General features: G+C 71.0%; 14 protein-coding genes. 6 read left to right on the plus strand and 8 right to left on the minus strand.

Translation table 11 applies throughout. The features are described 5' to 3' along the window. Nucleotides 1–99: 99 nt before the first annotated feature. The 3 genes from SOM10_RS14310 to SOM10_RS14320 are packed head-to-tail and all read left to right on the plus strand — an operon-like array spanning nucleotide 100 to nucleotide 5101. A complete protein-coding gene (locus SOM10_RS14310) occupies nucleotides 100–1491 on the plus strand; it encodes an MFS transporter (RefSeq protein ID WP_320490661.1) in 1392 nt (463 codons plus the stop codon). 2 nt (nucleotides 1492–1493) lie between these two features. After that, nucleotides 1494–3038: an FAD-dependent oxidoreductase gene (locus SOM10_RS14315; RefSeq protein WP_320490662.1), complete on the plus strand. Its 1545-nt coding sequence runs from the start codon at nucleotides 1494–1496 to the stop codon at nucleotides 3036–3038. Next, complete coding sequence (locus SOM10_RS14320; protein WP_320490663.1) at nucleotides 3035–5101, plus strand: molybdopterin oxidoreductase family protein; 2067 nt, start codon at nucleotides 3035–3037, stop codon at nucleotides 5099–5101. The genes SOM10_RS14315 and SOM10_RS14320 overlap by 4 nt, the downstream gene beginning before the upstream one ends. 15 nt (nucleotides 5102–5116) lie before the next feature. Here the strand turns inward: SOM10_RS14320 and pheA are convergent, their stop codons facing one another. Continuing rightward, nucleotides 5117–6067: a prephenate dehydratase gene (gene pheA / locus SOM10_RS14325; RefSeq protein ID WP_053097750.1), complete on the minus strand. Its 951-nt coding sequence runs from the start codon at nucleotides 6065–6067 to the stop codon at nucleotides 5117–5119. A 62-nt stretch (nucleotides 6068–6129) separates the two neighbouring features. On the opposite strand from pheA, the gene pgm reads away from it, so the two are divergent. Beyond that, complete coding sequence (pgm, locus tag SOM10_RS14330) at nucleotides 6130–7773, plus strand: phosphoglucomutase (alpha-D-glucose-1,6-bisphosphate-dependent) (RefSeq protein WP_320490665.1); 1644 nt, start codon at nucleotides 6130–6132, stop codon at nucleotides 7771–7773. A gap of 594 nt (nucleotides 7774–8367) precedes the next feature. Here the strand turns inward: pgm and SOM10_RS14335 are convergent. The 7 genes from SOM10_RS14335 to SOM10_RS14365 form a co-directional block, all read right to left on the minus strand. Then, a complete protein-coding gene (locus SOM10_RS14335; protein ID WP_320490666.1) occupies nucleotides 8368–9468 on the minus strand; it encodes a glycerate kinase in 1101 nt (366 codons plus the stop codon). Then, complete coding sequence (locus SOM10_RS14340) at nucleotides 9465–10523, minus strand: LacI family DNA-binding transcriptional regulator (protein WP_320490667.1); 1059 nt, start codon at nucleotides 10521–10523, stop codon at nucleotides 9465–9467. Before SOM10_RS14340 ends, SOM10_RS14335 begins: the two co-directional genes overlap by 4 nt. Nucleotides 10524–10594: 71 nt before the next feature. After that, nucleotides 10595–11353 carry a sugar phosphate isomerase/epimerase family protein gene (locus SOM10_RS14345; protein WP_320490668.1) on the minus strand — a complete coding sequence of 253 codons (759 nt, stop codon included), beginning with the start codon at nucleotides 11351–11353 and terminating at the stop codon, nucleotides 10595–10597. Nucleotides 11354–11940: 587 nt separating this feature from the next. Next, nucleotides 11941–12804 (minus strand): sugar phosphate isomerase/epimerase family protein, encoded by an 864-nt coding sequence (locus tag SOM10_RS14350; RefSeq protein WP_053097755.1) that lies wholly within the window; start codon nucleotides 12802–12804, stop codon nucleotides 11941–11943. Then, the gene (locus tag SOM10_RS14355; protein ID WP_320490670.1) at nucleotides 12801–13973 is read right to left on the minus strand and encodes a dihydrodipicolinate synthase family protein; all 1173 of its coding nucleotides are present in this window, start codon (nucleotides 13971–13973) and stop codon (nucleotides 12801–12803) included. The genes SOM10_RS14350 and SOM10_RS14355 overlap by 4 nt, the downstream gene beginning before the upstream one ends. A 2-nt stretch (nucleotides 13974–13975) precedes the next feature. Then, nucleotides 13976–15139, minus strand: coding sequence for a Gfo/Idh/MocA family protein (locus SOM10_RS14360; RefSeq protein WP_056279281.1), 1164 nt, complete (start codon nucleotides 15137–15139; stop codon nucleotides 13976–13978). Between the two features lie 262 nt (nucleotides 15140–15401). Beyond that, the gene (locus SOM10_RS14365; RefSeq protein ID WP_320490746.1) at nucleotides 15402–16355 is read right to left on the minus strand and encodes a LacI family DNA-binding transcriptional regulator; all 954 of its coding nucleotides are present in this window, start codon (nucleotides 16353–16355) and stop codon (nucleotides 15402–15404) included. 158 nt (nucleotides 16356–16513) lie between these two features. Between SOM10_RS14365 and galT the strand changes: the two genes are divergently transcribed. Both galT and galK read left to right on the plus strand, forming a co-directional pair. After that, nucleotides 16514–17734 carry a galactose-1-phosphate uridylyltransferase gene (galT, locus tag SOM10_RS14370; protein ID WP_320490673.1) on the plus strand — a complete coding sequence of 407 codons (1221 nt, stop codon included), beginning with the start codon at nucleotides 16514–16516 and terminating at the stop codon, nucleotides 17732–17734. Then, the gene (gene galK, locus SOM10_RS14375; protein WP_320490674.1) at nucleotides 17731–18927 is read left to right on the plus strand and encodes a galactokinase; all 1197 of its coding nucleotides are present in this window, start codon (nucleotides 17731–17733) and stop codon (nucleotides 18925–18927) included. The genes galT and galK overlap by 4 nt, the downstream gene beginning before the upstream one ends. The last annotated feature ends 85 nt before the right edge of the window (nucleotides 18928–19012 follow it).

The following is a 19012-nucleotide window of genomic DNA, read 5'->3' on the forward strand; positions in this document are numbered from 1 at the left end:
TGTGATCGAGAAGTAATCGTCCGGTAATCGCACTCGTGCGGCCCTGCAACATCCGCCGCCTACGTTCAGAGCATTCACCTCTCGAACGCAGGAGCCGCGATGTCCCAGATCACCGGAAGAAGCAGCGTCGACACCGCCGCCGTGACCCTCACGCGCCGCCCCGGCCGGTGGATCGACGGCTGGAACCCCGAGGATTCGGCCTTCTGGGCCACCGAGGGCAAGGCGATCGCCCGCCGCAACCTCGGCTGGTCGATCTTCGCCGAGTTCCTCGGTTTCATCATCTGGCAGCTCTGGAGCATCGTCGTCGTGCTGCTCCCCGCCGCCGGGTTCACTCTGAGCACCACCGAGTCGTTCTGGCTGATCTCGCTGCCGAGCCTCGTCGGCGCGACGCTGCGGTTCCCGTACACGTTCCTCGTCGCCCGCTTCGGCGGACGCAACTGGACCATCGTCTCGGCGCTGCTGCTGCTGATCCCCGCCATTCTGCTCGGCATCGTCGTGCAGGATCCCGAAACCCCGTTCGGCGTGCTGCTCGCGGTGGCGGCTCTCGCCGGCTTCGGCGGCGGCAACTTCGCCAGCTCCATGGCGAACATCACCTACTTCTTCCCGCAGAAGGAGAAGGGCTGGGCGCTCGGACTCAACGCCGCCGGCGGCAACCTCGGCACCTCGGTCGCCCAGCTCGCCGTGCCGATCGTCGTGTCGATCACCGCCGCGTCGACCTTCAGCCTGTCGTTCGCCGGCTGGATGTGGGTGCCGCTGATCCTCGTGGCCGTGTGGGGAGCATGGCGCCACATGGACAACCTGTCGTCGGCCAAGGCGGACTTCGCCGGGGCCGCCGCCGCACTGCGCGAACCGCACCTGTGGGTGCTGTCGCTGCTGTACATCGGCACGTTCGGATCGTTCATCGGCTTCTCGAGCGTCTTCCCGAAGCTCATCGCCGACACCTTCCCCGAGTTCTCGACGTTCCAGATCGGCAGCGCCTCGCTGTCTCTGGCGTTCCTCGGGGCCCTCGTCGGCTCGCTCGCCCGCCCCTATGGAGGAAAGCTCGCCGACCGCTTCGGCGGAGCACGGATGACGATCGCCGCGTTCTCGCTCATGATCGTCGGCGCCCTGTCGCTGCTCGTCACTCTCGAGGCGAACAGCTTCGCGCTCTTCCTCGGATGCTTCCTGCTGCTGTTCGTCGCGGCGGGCGTCGGCAACGGCGCGACCTACCGGATGATCCCCAACGTCTTCGCCGCACGCGGTGCCGCGACCGCGGGCGACGCGCTCGCTGTCAGCACCCAGCGCAAGGGTGCGGCCGCCCTGGGGCTGATCTCGGCCATCGGCGCCTACGGCGGATTCGTGATCCCGCAGGTTCTCGCGGCGGCGAAGAGCGGCACAGGTTCGTACGCTCCGGCATTCGGCGGATTCGTCGCCGCCTACATCGTGCTGCTCCTCATCACGGTCTTCGTCTATCTGATGCCTCGGCCCTCGCTCGCCGGACACCGGATCTGACCATGACCGAGCGCATCGTCGTGATCGGCGCGGGGCCTGTCGGCATCCGCTTCGCCGAAGAGCTCCTGCCGCTCGTGGCAGGGGGTCGGGCGACGGTCACCGTGCTGGGCGCCGAGACGGCGGATCCGTACAACCGGGTGCTGCTCGCGGAATACGCCGTGGGCGAGGCCTCGTCCGACGAGCTCACTCTCGCCACTGCCGCGAGCCTCACCGGTGTGGATCTGCGGCTGGGGACGCGAGCGGTGCGGATCGATCGGGATGCGCGGGTCGTCGAGCTGGTCGACGGATCGACCGTCGGGTACGACCGCCTGGTGCTCGCGACCGGCGCGCGATCGATCGTCCCGTCGCTCGAAGGCCTCGAGACGCTCGGTCCGGACACCACCGGCCTCGACAGCAGCCTGACCGCAGGGGTCTGCGTGCTCCGCGATCTGTCGGATGCCGAGCAGGTGCGCGCCGTGGTCGCACGCGGCGGCCGGGTCGTGGTGCTCGGAGCCGGCGTGCTGGGGATCGAGCTCGCCATGCTGCTCGCTGACGCCGGCGCCGTGCCCTCCGTGGCCCACTTCGGTCCGATGCCGATGCCCCGCCAACTCGACCGGGGGTCGGCGAGCATCCTCTCGACCGCTCTCGCCTCGGCCGGCGTCACGCTGGTGCCGCACACCCGTGCCGAGGGAGTGATCGGGGTCGAGGGCGACGACGGCATCCGCCGGTTCCGTGCACTCGCGAGCTCCGACGGCAAGCGCATCGAGGGCGATCTGCTCGTGCTGTCGTGCGGCGTCAGGGCGCGCACCGAGCTCGCCGAGGCCGCGGGACTCCGCGTCGGCAACGGCGTGCTCGTCGACGGCGCACTGCGCTCGTGGTCGGATCCGCGCATCCATGCGATCGGGGACTGCGCCCACATCGCCGACCCCGCCGAGTTCCTGCACGACCGCCAGGTGCCGGGCGGACCGCACGGCCTCGTCGGCCCCGGCTGGCGTCAGGCGAGCTGGCTCGCCGCGGCCATCGCCGCCGAGCTCGACAGTGCCGACGACCACCCGGGCGAGTTCGCCGACGAGCACCCCGGCGTCGTCGTGCTCAAGGGCGAGCTGGTCGACATCGCATCCGCGGGCGACGTCTCGGCCGACCCCTTCGCCCCTGTCCCGGCCGGTGAGGATGCCCCCGGCATCGCCGTCTGGGCCGACCCCGAGCACGGCACCTACGTGAAGATGGCGACGCGCGACGGCATCCTCACCGGATTCGTGGCGGTCGGGATGCCGCGGGCCGCGGCCGAACTGAGCGTGCTGTACCTGCGCGGCGGCGAACTGCCCGCCGACCGCTCGCTGCTGCTGCGTCTCGATGATCCTGACGCCGATGCGATCGCACCGGCCGGTCGTGACGCGACCCTCTGCATCTGCAACGCCGTCACCGTCGGCCGGATCGAGGACGCGATCGACGACGGCTGCTCGTCGGTGGCTGCGGTCGGCGAGTGCACCCGCGCCGGCACCGGATGCGGAGGATGCCGCGCCCGCATCACCGAGATGCTGCACGCCCACGCGGGGGCCGTCGCATGACCGACACCCACTGCCCCTACTGCGCGCTGCAGTGCGCGATGACGCTGACCCCGACCGTGGGCGCACCGCTGCCGGTCGCCGTCGCCGGACGCGACTTCCCGACGAACCGCGGCGGGCTGTGCAAGAAGGGGTGGACCTCGGCCGAGCTGCTCGCCGACGCAGGTCGCCTCACCACTCCCCTGGTGCGCGGGACCGACGGCGAACTGCACCCGGCGGACTGGGACGTGACTCTCGATCTGATCGCCGCGCGGCTGCGTCTGATCGCCGAGGAGGACGGCCCCGATGCGGTCGGCGTCTTCGGCGGCGGCGGGCTCACGAACGAGAAGGCGTACCAGTTGGGCAAGTTCGCCCGCATCGCACTGCGCACGTCGCGCATCGACTACAACGGCCGCTTCTGCATGTCATCCGCTGCGGCCGCCGCCAACCGCTCCTTCGGAATCGACCGCGGCCTGCCGTTCCCGCTGACCGACCTCGACACCGCCGAGACGGTGCTGCTGCTGGGATCGAACGTCGGCGACACCATGCCGCCGTTCGTCTCGCATCTGCAGGGCGCCAGGGCCCGCGGCGGTCTCATCGTCGTCGATCCTCGCCGCAGCTCGACGGCACGACTGAGCGCTGACGGCGCCGGCATCCACGTGCAGCCGGTGCCCGGCACCGATCTCGCGCTGCTGCTCGCAGTGATCCATGTCGTGATCGCCGAGGAGCTCTACGACGACGGCTATGTGCGCCAGCGCACATCGGGCTTCGACGCCCTCCGCCAGTCGGTGTCGGCGTGGTGGCCCGAGCGTGCCGAGACCGTCACCGGGGTGGCGGCGCGCAGCATCCGCGATCTGGCTCGCAGACTGGCTGACTCCGACTCGACCTACATCCTCACCGGCCGCGGCGTCGAGCAGCATGTCGACGGCACCGACACCGCGACGGCCGCCATCAACCTCGCACTGCTCCTGGGTCTTCCGGGGACACCGGGGTGCGGCTACGGCACGCTGACCGGGCAGGGCAACGGCCAGGGCGGACGCGAGCACGGACAGAAAGCCGACCAGCTTCCGGGATACCAGTCGATCAGCGACCCGGCCGCCCGCGCCTCGGTGGCGGCCGTGTGGGGCGTCGACCCCGACGACCTTCCCGGGCCCGGCATCCCGGCGGTCGAGCTGCTGCAGAGCGCGGGACTCCCCGGCGGCGTACGAGCGCTGCTCGTGCACGGCTCGAACGTGTTCGTGTCGGCGCCGAACGTGTCGACCGTGCGCGAGGCCCTGGGCCGGCTCGATCTGCTCGTCGTCTCGGACTTCTTCCTCTCGGAGACCGCGAAGGCCGCCGACATCGTGCTCCCCGTGCTGCAGTGGGCCGAGGAGGAGGGCACGATGACCAACCTCGAGGGCCGCGTGCTGCGTCGCCGCCGAGCGGTCGACGCCCCCGCCGGCGCCCGCAGCGAGCTGTGGATCATGGCCGAGCTCGCCCGTCGCCTCGACGCCCCCGGCACCTGGAGCCTCGTGCCGTCGGAGGTGTTCGGCGAACTGGCCCGCGCCTCCGCCGGCGGCCGCGCCGACTACTCCGGCCTCAGCCACGAACTGCTCGACCTCGGCATCGAGGCGCACTGGCCCTTCCCGATCGGGAGCCTCGGCACCCCTCGACTGTTCGCCGACCGCTTCGCGCACGCCGACGGGCGCGCGAAGCTCGTCGCCGTGCGGGCTCGGGAGCATCAGACGGCGAGCGCCGACCGGCTCACCCTGATCACCGGGCGCCTGCTCGAGCAGTACCAGAGCGGAGCGCAGACCCGCCGCATCCCCGAGCTCACCGAGAAGCGGCCCGATCTCGTCGCGCAGCTGCACCCTGCGACCGCGCGTCGTCATGGCCTCGGCGAGGGCGACGGCATCCGTCTCTCGAACTCCCGCGGCACCGTGCGGGCGCGGGCCGAGCTGACGCACGACATCAGGCCCGACACGGTGTTCCTGCCGTTCCACTACGCGGATGCCGAGAGCGCCAATCTGCTCACCGACGACCGGGTCGATCCGCACTCGGCGATGCCCGAGTTCAAACGGGCTCTGGTCGAGCTCCGCGCGGTCTGATCGTGGAGGCGGCGCTCAGTCGTCCGGCTCGCCGCTGAGGATGCCGCGCAGCCAGTCGCGCGCCTCGACGAAGATGTCGTCGGAGTAGCGCTCGGGATACTGCACGATCTGCCGGTCGGCTCGCGGATACGACCCGAGGAACACCACGCGCGGGCTGAAACGGCGGATGCCGAGCAGGGCATCCGCCATGCGCTCGTGCTCGATGTGGCCGTCGGCGTCGATCACGAACCGATAGCGGCCGAGCTCGTCGCCGATCGGACGCGACTGGATCAGCGAGAGGTTGATGCCGCGGGTCGAGAACTGCTCGAGCATCTCGAGCAGGGATCCGGGATGATCGTTGGGCAGCTCGACGATCAGCGAGGTCTTGTCGGCCCCCGTCGGTGCCGGCGCCGTGGTGGTGCGGGTCACGAGCACGAAGCGGGTGACGGCCTGAGCGTTGTCGCCGATGTCCTCGGCCAGCACGTCGACGTCGAGGTGCTTCACGACGCCCGGGGCGGCGATGGCCGCCTGGGCCGGAAGACCGCCGTCGAGCATGCCGATCGCCGACGCGACGTTGCTCGCCGCGGGCACATGCGAGTGCCGGGGCAGGTGCTCCCCGAGCCAGCCGTGGCACTGAGCGTAGGCGACAGGGTGAGCGGCGATCACGCTGATGTCCGCCAGGGTCGTGCCCCGAGGCGCCACGAGCACGAAGTTCACCGGCACGAGGTACTCGCCGATGATCCGGAGGCCCGGCAGAGTGGCCAGCGCATCCTGCGTGGTCGAGACGCCGCCCTCGATCGAGTTCTCGATCGCGATCATCGCGGCGTCGCTGCGCCCCTCGAGCACATCCGCGAGGGCTTCTCCGACGTTGTGCACGGCACGCCAGTCCTGACCCCGTGCTTCAGCGACTTGTTCGAGCGCCGCTTCGGTGAATGTTCCGGCGGGGCCGAGATAGCTGTAGGTGCGGCGTTCAGTCACGCGTTTCACCTTAGGGCACCGGCACACGCCCAGAAGATGCGCGGATGCCGAGATGGGGGCAGACTGTCTGCATGACGAGCCGCGCCGGCCTCCCTGCCGAGGAATCTGATCTGATCGATGTCGACGAGCTGATCGCCGCTTACTACGACCGCGTGCCCGACCCCGGGGTCGCCGCCGAGCGGGTCGCGTTCGGCACCAGCGGTCACCGCGGGTCGTCGCTGACCAAGAGCTTCAACGAGAACCACATCCTGGCGACCACCCAGGCGATCGTCGACTACCGCGCGAGCCAGGGGATCACCGGTCCCCTGTTCCTCGGCCGCGACACCCACGCGCTCTCGCTGCCCGCCGAGCGCAGCGCCATCGAGGTGCTCGTGGCCAACGGCGTCGACGTCCGCGTCGACTCGCGCGACGCCTGGGTGCCGACGCCCGCGCTCAGCCACGCGATCCTCACCTTCAACCGCGACCTCGCGCCGGATGCCGCCGGCCGCGCCGACGGCATCGTCGTCACCCCGTCGCACAACCCGCCCCGCGACGGCGGCTTCAAGTACAACCCGCCGCACGGCGGACCGGCCGACACCGACGCGACCGGCTGGATCGCCGACCGCGCCAACGAGCTGATCGCCGGCGGTCTCGTCGACGTCAAGCGCGAGCGGTTCGCCGACATCGACTGGGACGCGCTTCCGGGGTACGACTTCCGTGACGCCTACGTGCGCGACCTGGCGACGATCATCGACATCGACGCCATCCGCACCGCCGGAGTGCGCATCGGCGCCGACCCGCTCGGTGGCGCATCCGTCGAGTACTGGGCGCTCATCAAGGAGGTCTACGACCTCGACCTGACCGTCGTGAACCCCGAGGTCGACCCGACCTGGCGCTTCATGACACTCGACTGGGACGAGAAGATCCGCATGGATCCGTCCTCCCCGTCGGCCATGGCCTCGCTCGTCGCCAAGAAGGGCGATTACGACGTGCTGACGGGCAACGACGCGGATGCCGATCGCCACGGCATCGTCACCCCCGACGCCGGGCTCATGAACCCGAACCACTACCTCGCGGTCGCGATCGACTACCTGTTCTCGCACCGCTCCGAGTGGCCGCGCGACGCCGCGATCGGCAAGACCCTCGTGTCGTCGATGATCATCGACCGGGTCGCCGAATCGCTCGGACGCCGCCTCCTCGAAGTGCCGGTGGGCTTCAAGTGGTTCGTGCCCGGTCTGCTCGACGGCTCGGTCGCGTTCGGCGGCGAGGAGTCGGCCGGAGCATCGTTCCTCCGCAAGGACGGCACCGTCTGGTCGACCGACAAGGACGGCATCCTGCTGTGCCTGCTCGCGGCCGAGATCATCGCGGTCACCGGCAAGACGCCGTCGGAGCGGTACGCCGAGCTGGAGCAGGCCTTCGGCTCGTCGGCCTACCAGCGCGTCGACGCCCCGGCGACGCCCGCGCAGAAGGCGACGCTGGGCAAGCTCGCTCCGGATGCCGTCTCGGCGACGACCCTCGCGGGTGAGGACATCACCGCCAAGCTGTCGCACGCTCCCGGCAACGGTGCGGCGATCGGCGGCCTCAAGGTGCAGACCGAGCACGCCTGGTTCGCCGCCCGCCCCTCGGGCACGGAAGACGTCTACAAGCTGTACGCCGAGAGCCTGCGCGGCCCCGAGCACCTCGCCGAGGTGCAGGCGGAGGCTCGCGCCGTCGTGTCCGCCGCCCTCGGGGGCTGATCCCGCGCCCTTCGGGCTGCTCTTCTGCCCCCGCACGTCGCCCGTGTGGGGGCAGAAGTGCATCCGGGACCGGAACGCTTTCGTGGCGGAACGCCCGAGTGGCGGAACGCCCGCGTGGCGGACTGCCCCACGGCATCCCCTCCTTGTGCGTGCGGGGTCAATTACGCACCCGAAACGGCTGATCCCGATGCGAAAGTGGCCCCGGCTGGCGTCCGCGATGCGAAACTGACCCCGACTGGCGGGCGAAAATGCCCTCGCGTCCCCTATCTCGCCGCCCCTGCGTGTGCGGGGTCAATTACGCATCCGAGACGGCCGATCCCGGTGCGAAAGTGGCCCCGGCTGGCGGACGGAGGTGCCTTCCGGCCCTCGTGCTCGCCCCCCTGCGTGTGCGGGGTCAATTACGCACCCGAAACGGCCGATCCCGATGCGAAAGTGGCCCCGACTGGCGAGCCGGCTGCGAAAGTGGTCCCGACTGGCTGGCGGGCGGATGCTGCGGGGGCGGGGGCAACCCGGGCGGAAGGATGCGGAAGGATGCGGACGGATGCTGCGCAACAGCGAACCCCACCGCGGGCCGACGCGCGCGGAGGCGATGCGTCAGACCGAGCGGGCGAGCAGGGCTCCGGCCTCGCGCAACCAGCGGGCGGGGTCGGCGAGCGCGGCATCCGAGGATCCGGCGATCTCGGTGAGCGACGCGGATGCCGTGAACAGCGCGGTGTCGGAGTCGGCCGTGATGCGTCCGGCGGCGAGCAGGGCGGTCGCACCGGTCGTCGACGCGAGGCCGGCGATGAACGAGGGCACCTTGCCGTCTCCGGACTGACCGTCGTACGACCCCTCCCCTGTGATGACATGGTCGGCGTCGGCGATCGCGTCGGCGAGGCCGATCAGGTCCGCCACCTCGGCAGCGCCCGGGGCGAGCGTCGCGCCCCAGACGACCAGCGCACCGCCCGTGCCACCGGCGGCTCCGGTGCCCGGCAGTGCGGAGTCGAGGCCGAGCAGTTCGGCGAGGCCCGCGAGTCCGGCATCCACCTCGTCGAGCTCCGGGCCGACGAGACCCTTCTGCGGTCCGAACACGGCTGCGGCGCCCCGCGGGCCGACGAGGGGATTCGTGACGTCGGTGAGCACGCGCACCCGCGGTGCCGTGCGCAGACCGCTCAGGTCGACGGAGGCGATGTCGGCGAGACCGCGGGCTCCTCGTGCGACCGGCTCACCGGCGGCATCGAGGAATCGCGCGCCGAGGGCGGTCAGCATCCCGGTGCCGCCGTCGGTCGACGCGCTCGACCCGATGCCGACGACCAGTCGCGTGACGCCGTGGTCGAGGGCGGCGGCGATCGCCTGGCCGAATCCGGTGGTGTCGGCATCCCACGGACGCAGTTCGTCGAGCAGTTCGATGCCCGAGGTCGACGCGAGGTCGACGACGGCGGTCCCCCCGGGAGAATCCCCCGAGACGGGAAGCCGCAGCCAGCTCGTCTCCAGTGGCAGCCCCGCGGGTCCGTCGACGACGACCGGCATGCGTCGCGCTCCCGGCACTGCCGCGTCGAACGCGGCGACGGTGCCCTCGCCGCCGTCAGCCATGGGGCGGTGCACGAACGTCGCGGTCGGCTCGACCGATGACCAGCCTTCGGCGAGGGATGCCGCCGCATCCGCCGCGGTTATCGTGCCCTTGAAGCTATCCGGCGCCAGCACCACGCGGGTCATCGGGTGAGTCCGGGGGTGCTCGCCCGCACGATGACCTCGAGCGGAAGCGGAGCCTGCTGCCAGTCGGCGTCGACCGTCGCACGGAAGGCCTGATATCCGACCTCGCTGAGCGGCACGCGCACGGTGGTGAGCGCCGGGGTGACATCGCTGCTCGAGGGCACGTCATCGAAGCCGCAGACCGCGATGTCGGCACCGACCTCACGACCGGCCTCGCGGATCGCCGCCATCGCTCCGATCGCGACCACGTCGCTCATGCCGAACACGAGCGTGCCGGGTTCGACGCCGTCGGCGAGGGCCGCCGTCATCGCCTGCGCACCCGATTCGCGGCGGAAGTCGCCGCGGATCACCCGCTCGATCGCCCCGCCGTCGGTCTCGAAGCCGGCGCGGAATCCGGCGAGACGCTCGTCCGACGTCAGCACTCCCTCGGCCGCGCCGATCGCGATGGCGGAGCGGTATCCGAGAGACGCCATGCGGCGACCGAGCGCTTCGGCGCCGGCGCGGTTGTCGATCTCGACGTGGCGGTTGTCTGCGCTGCCGGCGCCGAACGTGACCACGCGTCCACCGAAGCGCGCGTACTCCGCGAGCTCGCGTGAGGTGTCGGAGTCCGTCGGCTCGTTCGTACGCGATGCGGCGAGGATCAGGCCCTGGGGTCGCTGCCCGCGCAGGGCTCGCACGATGCGCGCCTCGCGTGCCGGATCTCGTTCGGTGATCGCGATCGTCACGACCAGGCCCTGTTCGTCGGCTCCGCGGGCGACACCGGCTGCAATGAGTCCGAAGTAGGGGTCGGCGATGTCGGCGACCAGGAGTGCGATCACGGGCGAGGTTCCTCGGGCGGTCGCCTGCGCCGATGCGTTCGCCGTGTAGCCCAGTTCGGCGGCCGCCTGCTCGACGCGCTCGCGGAAGGACTCGGCCACCTTGCGCTCGGATCCGTTGAGAACACGGGATGCCGTGGCGAGCGAGACCCCGGCCTCACGGGCGACGTCATGCAGGGTCGGGGCCGCGCCCCGCGAATGCCGCGGCTGACGCACGCGGGAAGGGCTTTCCTGCTGACTCATGCCCTGAGCATACTGCGCGGTGAGGGCGATGCCGGGGAGGGTCCGGCGACCGGGCTGCGGGGGCGCATGGCTCAGAGGGAGAGGTAGGCGCGCAGCGTCGCCGCCTCGCCACCCAGCAGCGTCGGATCATCGCCGGGTACGAACTCGAGCAGCGCATCGCGGGGCGGAGTCGTCGCGGACAGCGCCTCCGCGAAGAAGCGGGTCCACAGGGCATCCCTCGCCCGCAGCGGAAGCCTCTCGTGGTCCGGCCACCACGAGAACACGTGCGCGGCGCTGACCCGGTCGGCGATCGCGCGGTACTCGTCGAGCACCGCATCGACCGTGGCACCGACCGTCGGCTGCCAGTACGAGCTGAGCGTCGGCCGAGCCACCTCGTCGAGCACCCGCAGCGTCGTCGGGGCGGTGTCGGCGAGCGTCCCGGAGTGGAACTCGAGCGCGAGCGAGATTCCCCGGGCGGCGGCCTCATCGACAGCATCCTGCAGTCGGGCGATCGTCGACGCCCAGTCCTGCGGCGACGCCTCGCCGGACCCGATCGGCCCTGCCCAGACGCGCACGCGATCGACACCGAGCGCCTCGGCGGTGTCGAGCACGGGGGTGATCGGCTCGTCGGCACCGGCACGGAAGTACGAGCCGTAGGAGCACGCGACGAGCCCGGCATCCGTCGTGAGCGTCGCGACCCTTGCGGCCTGCTCGACGTCGCCGGGCAGCACGTGCGAATCGGCTCCCCACTCGATGACCTCGAGTCGGGCGTCGGCGGCGAGGTCGACCACCTGTTCGGCGCTCAGCGACCGGAAGGTCACCGAGCAGAGTCCTGGGCGGATCTTCGTCATGACGTCATCCTCTCAATCGTTCGGCGGGGTGTCTCGGGGCTTGCGCCGTGCGCGACCGCCGCGTACAGGTGGGCGGTTCCCGGGTGGGGATCCGGTCTTCGGCGGCGTTCTGTACGTCCGGTCTTTTCCGGTCCGGTCCCGTCCGGTCCGACGAGAAGACCGCCGCACCCCCTCCCATCTGCAGGACGCGGGCACGGATGCAGGACAGAAACCGTGTTACGGCCCTGCATCCGTGCTCGAGTCCTGCACGTGCTCCGGCGAACGGTCCGGTCCGGTTCCGGCGAACGGTCCGGTCCGGTTCCGGCGAACGGTCCGGTCCGGTTCCGGTTCCCTCGGCCGGTCCGGTTCGGTCTTGTCCGGTCCGGTCCGACGAGAAGACCGCCGCACCCCGTCCCATCTGCAGGACCCAGGCACGGATGCAGGACGGAAACGGTGTCATGGCCCTGCATCCGTGCTCGAGTCCTGCAGACGGTAGAAGCGTGGCCCGCTCGCGGACGTTCGCGGCCGGTGCCCGACCGGATCCCGGTGCCCGACCCGGTTCGCCGGCCCCGACCGGAAACCCGACCCCGACCGGATCCCGGCGGCCGTCAGCGCAGATGCGGCGAGATCGCGGTGCCGAAGGTCTCGGCCGTACGACGGACGACGTGCTCGGGAGCGTCCGCCCAGATGTCGGCGTTGAAGATCTCGACCTCGATGTCACGGTCGTATCCGGTGTCGATCACGGCCCGCGTGAGCGAGCCGAAGTCGATCACGCCGTCACCCGTGTAGTGCCGCGACAGCAGCACATCGGCGGCGAGCGGGGTCTTCCAGTCGCACACCTGGTACGTCGCGATGCGCCCTTCGCGGCCGGCGCGCGTGATCTGCTCGAGCACCTGCGGATCCCACCAGATGTGGAACGTGTCCACCGCCGCGCCCACGACGTCGGCATCGAAATCGGCCGCGATGTCGAGCGCCTGCCCGAGCGTCGAGACGACCGCGCGGTCGGAGGCGTACATCGGATGCAGGGGCTCGATCGCGAGCGTCACGCCCGCCGCCTTCGCGTCGGACGCGAGCACGCCGATCGCGTCGCGCACACGCTCGCGCGCGCCGATCAGATCGCGCGATCCCACCGGGATGCCGCCGGCCACGAGCACGAGCACGGCCGTCGATCCGTCGGCGCCCGCGGCAGCGAGGGTCGCGGTCTCCTCGATCGCTCGGCGGTTGTCATCGAGCGCAGCGATGCGATCCGGCCCCTCCGGAAGGGTGAAGAAACCACCGCGGCAGTGGGTCGTGAAGCGCAGCCCCGAATCGGCGAGCATCTGCGCGGCGACGTCGAGCCCGACCTCGTTCACGGGCTCGCGCCACAGGCCGATCGCCTGGATGCCGGCATCCGCCGTCACCCGCAGCGCCGTCGCGAGATCTGCGTGCTTGATCGTGGCCTGGTTGATCGACAGGCGCGGGTCGACGGTCACAGGTCCACTCCGTTCAGGCGGAGCATCCCGTGCCAGCGCTCGCGTGCGAGTTCGGGATTCTCGAGGGCGAGCGACGCGTTCGCCAGCTCGACGATGCGGCTGAGGTGCGGAAGGCTGCGCGCCGAGTGCAGTCCGCCGACCATCTGGAACGCGGGCTGGTGCCCGTTGAGCCAGGCGAGGAAGGCGACACCGGTCTTGTAATAGAAGGTCGGCGCGGCGAACACCTGGCGGCTGAGCTCTTCGGTCGGGCCGAGGATCTCGAGGTAGAGCTCGGGGTCCCCGGCATCGAGCGCCTGGATCGCCGCGGAGGCGACCGGGGTGATGGCCGCGAACGCGCCGAGCAGCGCGTCGGAGTGCCCGTCACCCTGCCCCACGGTGTCTCCGCCGATGAGGCCGACGTAGTTGAAGTCGTCGCCGGTGAACATGCGCACACCCTGCGGCAGTCGCTCGCGCACCGAGATCTCCGACTCGGCGTTCAGGAGGCTCATCTTCACGCCGGCGACCTTGTCGGGGTTCTCGGCGATCACGTCGAGCAGCACAGCGGATGCCGTCTGCCAGTCGTCCGCGCCGAAGTACCCGGCGAGCTCGGGGTCGAAAGCCGTGCCGAGCCAGTGCAGCACGACCGGGACGGTGGCCGCCGAGAGCACCTCGCGATAGACGCGACGGTAGTCGTCGGCGTTCTCAGCGACACGGGCGAGGTGGCGAGAGGCCATGAGCACCGGGCCCGCCCCCTGCTCCTCGGTGAAGTGCAGCTGCTCCTTGTAGGCGTCGATCACCTGGTCGAGCGAGATGTGCGACTCGGCGACGTGATCGGTATTGACGCCGACCACGACCGAGCCGCCCTCCTCGCGGGCGACCTCGGCGCTGCGCGCGATGAGCTCGCGCGTCGCCGCGGCATCCAGCCCCATGTTCCGCTGAGCGGTGTCCATGGCGTCGGCGACGCCCAGACCCCACGAGTACACGTTGCGGCGGAACGCCAGAGTCGAGTCCCAGTCGATGTCGGCGGGCTGCCCCGGGGTGTTGTCGGCGTGCACCTTCGGCACGACATGGGCTGCGGCGTACGCGACGCGGCTCTGCAGCGGAGAGGCCGGACGCGTGTACTTGCCGCCTTCGCGCAGCTCGGCATCCGTCACCGCACCCGCGGCGTCGAGAAGTCGGAGAGTGGTCATGCTCAGCCCAGCGTCAGCGGGGTGAGTGCGACCTTGCGGCCTTCGGCGCTGGAGGTCAGCCCCGCCTCGGCGAACTGCACGCCGCGGGCGCCCGAGAGCAGGTCGAAGGGGTACTTCGTGCCCTCGACGAACGAGACCAGGTACTCCTCCCACTGCTGACGGAAGCCGTTGAGGAACACATCGTTGGTCGGGACGTTCTGCCAGTCGGCGTCGTAGTCGTGGCTGTCTTCGAGGTCGGGGTTCCAGACCGGCTTCGGAGTCGCGTTGCGGGGCTGGATCTTCGCGCCGAAGAGTCCGACGACCGCGGATCCGTGCGTGCCGTCGACCTGGAACTCGACGAGCTCGTCGCGGTTGACGCGCACCGTCCAGCTGGAGTTGATCTCGGCGACGATGCCGCCCTCGATCTCGAAGATGCCGTACGCGGCGTCCTCGGCGGTGGCGGTGTAGTGCTCGCCGTTCTCGTCCCAGCGGTCGGCGATGTGCACGGCGGCCTGCGCGTAGACGCTCTTGACCTCGCCGAACAGGTTCTCGAGCACGTAGTTCCAGTGCGGGAACATGTCGACGATGATGCCGCCGCCGTCTTCGGTGCGGTAGTTCCAGCTGGGGCGCTGCGCGGGCTGCCAGTCACCCTCGAAGACCCAGTACCCGAACTCGCCGCGCACCGAGAGGATGCGGCCGAAGAAACCGGAGTCGATGAGGCGCTTGAGCTTCTGCAGGCCCGGCAGGTAGAGCTTGTCGTGTACGACGCCGGTCTTGACGCCGGCCTCGTCCGCGAGACGCGCGAGCTCGAGAGCCTCGTCGAGCGACTCGGCGGTCGGCTTCTCGGTGTAGATCGCCTTGCCGGCCGCGATCGCCTTGCGCAGGGCCGAGGCGCGGGCCTTGGTCACGAGGAAATCGGCGTAGATCTCCCACTTCGGGTCCGCGAGCGCTGCGTCGAGGTCGGTCGTGTAGTCGTCGATGCCGTGCTTCGCGGCGAGCTCGGCGAGCTTGGCCTCGTTGCGGCCGACAAGCAGCGGCTTGACCGTGATGCGGGATCCGTCGGGCAGCTCGATGCCGCCCTGGTCGCGGATCGCGAGGATCGACCGCACGAGGTGCTGCCGGTAGCCCATGCGCCCGGAGACGCCGTTCATGATGATCCCGATCTCGCGGGTTGTCGTCTGCGACATTGCTGGTCCGTTCTGTGGGAAGCCGGTGCGCCGGTCGCCCGATATGGGTAAGCGCTTTCCGTCAGCATGCCACGACTCCGTCGGGCGCGCAAGCGGCGGGTGGAAACCGCTATCCGGGTTCGCGGGGCGGTGGCGCGGCCGCCTCTGCCGCGTGAGTGGTCACAAACACATCTGAAGGGCGCGATTCACGTGCGTTTCTGGCCACGCACCGTAGGGGGCGCCCAGCGCGGGCGGGCGGGGCGCGGGGGCGGGCCGGCGCGGCTCAGCGGGTGCTGGAGCGTTCGACCAGAAGCGTCGGCACGACGACAGCGGATGCCGCACCGTCCGCGGCACCCTCGATCTCGGCGACGAGCAGGCCGACCGCCCGGTGGGCGAGGGCGGTGAAATCCTGACGGATCGTCGTCAGCGGTGGGCGGTAGTTGGCAGCATCCGGCACGTCGTCGAAGCCGATGACGCTGACGTCCTCGGGAACCCGCCGCCCCGACTCGGCGAGCGCACGGAGGAGCCCGAGCGCCATCTGGTCGTTGGCGCAGAAGACGGCGGATGCTGCTCGCAGCGCCTCGCCCGCGGCGAACCCTGCCTCGGCGGTCCAGTCGCCGCGGACGACCTCGGTCGCCTCGACCCCGACCTCCGCGAGCGCCTTCCGCCATCCGCGCTCGCGCTCGGCGGCCGCGAACGAGTCGGCAGGCCCGGCGAGGTGGTGCACCGTCTCGTGTCCGAGGCCCAGCAGGTGAGCGGTCGCCGCAGCGGCGCCTCCGACATGGTCGCTGTGCACGACCGCGAGATCCGCAGACCCCGGGGCGTCGACGACCACGAGGCGCAGTCCCGGCGGCCGATCGGCTGCGGGTACCAGCGCCGACGCCTCGTTCAGCACGATCGCGCCGTCGACCTCCTGCTCGGCCAGGCGCTCGAAGGCGTCGGCCACGCTGTCGCCCGCGGTGACGAGGGTGAGGGCGTAGCCGCGTTCGGCCGCGGCCTCGGCGGTGGCCTGCAGCATCCGCGAGTTGCCGACCGTCGCGAGAGTGGTGACGACGAGTCCGATGGTCTGCGAGCGTCCGGTGCGCAGAGCGCGCGCTGCGCGGTGGGGGCGGTAGCCGAGCTCGGCCATCGCGGCTTCGACGCGCCGGCGGGTCGCGGGGTCGACGCGAGGGCTGTCGTTGACGACGCGCGACACGGTCTGACCCGAGACGCCGGCGCGGGAGGCGACCATCGCCATCGAGACACGACCGGACGGGGCCTGGCGGCGGCGCGGGCGCGCGGCGCCGCGACGCAGATCATCGTCGCGCAGCAGCTCGTCGTCCACGGGCACCCTCTCTACGCGCTCACAACTCCGGAATGTTGACGTTACCACGGCGCTGGGCGTACCATGTTTACGTGAACACGCCCGAACCTCCTGAGTTGCGAACCGAGACCCTCTCCGCCGGCATCGTCAAGCGCGCGACGACGCTCGCCGACGGCCGCGAACTGATCTACTTCGATGATCCCGACACGACGCTCGGCGCCGACCGCGCCGTCGACAGCCGCACGCTCGACGCCCGCGGCGAGACCGCCACGATGCGCCTCGATGTGCTGACCGGCGACTGGATCACGGTCGCCGCCAACCGGCAGAACCGCGTGATGATGCCGAGCGCCGACGCCGATCCTCTCGCTCCGCAGTCGCCGACCAACCCCTCGGAGGTGCCGTCGCTCTACGACGTCGCCGTGTTCGAGAACCGCTCGCCCGCCTTCGGCCCCGCCCTCGCCGAGGCGACCGGCACCGCTCCTGAGGCGAGCAACCCTCCCCGCGGGCTCGACGATCTCGCCGCCCTCGGACTCGGCCGCACCCGCACCTCGGTCGGACGCTGCGAGGTCGTGTGCTTCAGCCCCGAGCACACCGGCTCGTTCGGCACCCAGTCGGTGACGCGCGCCCGCACGGTGATCGAGGCCTGGGCCGACCGCACCGCCGCCCTGTCGAAGCTGCCGGGCATCCAGCAGATCTTCCCGTTCGAGAACCGCGGCGAGGCCATCGGCGTCACGCTCCCCCACCCCCACGGCCAGATCTACGCCTACCCCTACGTGACGCCGCGCACCACGCGCCTGCTCGACTCGATCGACCGCACCGCGCCCGACCTGTTCCAGCACATCCTCGAGTCCGAGCAGGCGTCCGAGAGGGTCGTCTTCCGCGGGGAGCACTGGACGGCATTCGTGCCCTTCGCCGCCCGCTGGCCGCTGGAGGTGCACCTCATGCCGCACCGCCACGTTCCGGACTTCGCCGAGACGACGGATGCCGAACGCGACGAGCTCGCGCCCCTCTACCTGCGACTGCTCCGCGGTGTCGACGCGCTCTACGACACCCCGACGCCCTACATCGCCGCCTGGCACCAGGCCCCGGTGAACGTCGGCCGAGACAGCGTGCGCCTGCACCTGCAGCTGACCAGCCCCCGCCGGGCGGCCGACAAGCTCAAGTTCCTCGCGGGATCCGAGGCCGCGATGTGGGCCTGGGCCGCCGAGGTCACCCCCGAGCAGGGTGCGGCCCGCATCCGCGAGGCCATCGCGAAGGCCGACGCCGCACACACCGCATCCGCAGACCAGAACGCAGACGAGGCATCCGCATGACCACCACCCAGGACGCCGCGCGCGCACTCTTCACCGACCTCACCGGTCGCACCCCCGAAGGCGTCTGGTCGGCGCCGGGGCGCGTGAACCTGATCGGCGAGCACACCGACTACAACGACGGATTCGTGCTGCCCTTCGCCATCCCGCATCGCACAGTCGCCGCCGTGGGAATCCGCGACGACCGCCGCATCCGCGTCGCCTCGACCTTCGCCGACGAGCCGGTCGAGGTCTCCCTCGACGACCTCGACGAGCTGTTCCCGACCCCGACCGGCACCGCGCCGCGCGTGCCCGAGTGGGCCGCCTACCCCCTCGGCGTCGCGTGGGCGCTGCGCCAGGCCGACGGTGTCGCTCCCTCCGCGGCCACCGGTTCAGGGCTCGACATCGCCATCGCGTCCGACGTGCCCGTGGGCGCGGGGCTCTCGTCGTCGGCGGCGATCGAGGGTGCCACGGCATCCGCGCTCAACGACCTCTGGGCCGCCGGGCTCGACCGCGTCGCCCTCGCCCGCGTCGGTCGGAAGGCCGAGAACGAGGCGGTCGGCGCCCCGACCGGCATCATGGACCAGATGGCGTCGATGCTCGGCGAGCCGGATGCCGCGATCTTCCTCGACTGCCGCTCGCTCGATGCGAACCTCGTGCAGGTCGGCATCGCCGAGGCCGGCCTCGCGATCCTCGTGATGGACACCCGGGTCAAGCACGCGCACTCCACGGGCGGATACGGCGAGCGCCGTGCGGCCTGCGAGCGCGGTGCCGCGATCATGGGCGTGCCGAGTCTGCGCGACGTCTCGGTCGACGACCTGCCCCGCGCCGAGGAGCTCATGGACGACGTGACGTTCCGCCGCGTGCGGCACGTGGTCACCGAGAACCAGCGCGTGCTCGACACCGTCGTGGTGCTGCGCGAAGACGGTGCCCGTGCGATCGGCGACCTGCTCGTGGCCTCGCACGCCTCGATGCGCGATGACTTCGAGATCTCGGTCCCCGAGCTCGACACGGCGGTCGAGACGGCCATCGCGGCCGGCGCACTCGGTGCTCGCATGACCGGCGGAGGCTTCGGCGGTGCGGCGATCGCGCTGATCGAGCAGGACTCGGTGCAGCAGGTGACGGATGCCGTGTCGGCGGCGTTCGCCGCATCCGGTTTCACCTCCCCCGTGATCTTCACCGTCACGCCGTCGGCCGGGGCGCATCGCGACGCGTGACCGCTGCCCGCTCGGCCACGTCGTGAACTCGCGGCTTCAGAGTCCGCCGATCGCGACCTGAGATACTGAACACTTCCCCACCCTG

It is taken from the genome of Microbacterium sp. CFBP9023 (assembly GCF_034045055.1).
Taxonomy (GTDB): domain Bacteria; phylum Actinomycetota; class Actinomycetes; order Actinomycetales; family Microbacteriaceae; genus Microbacterium.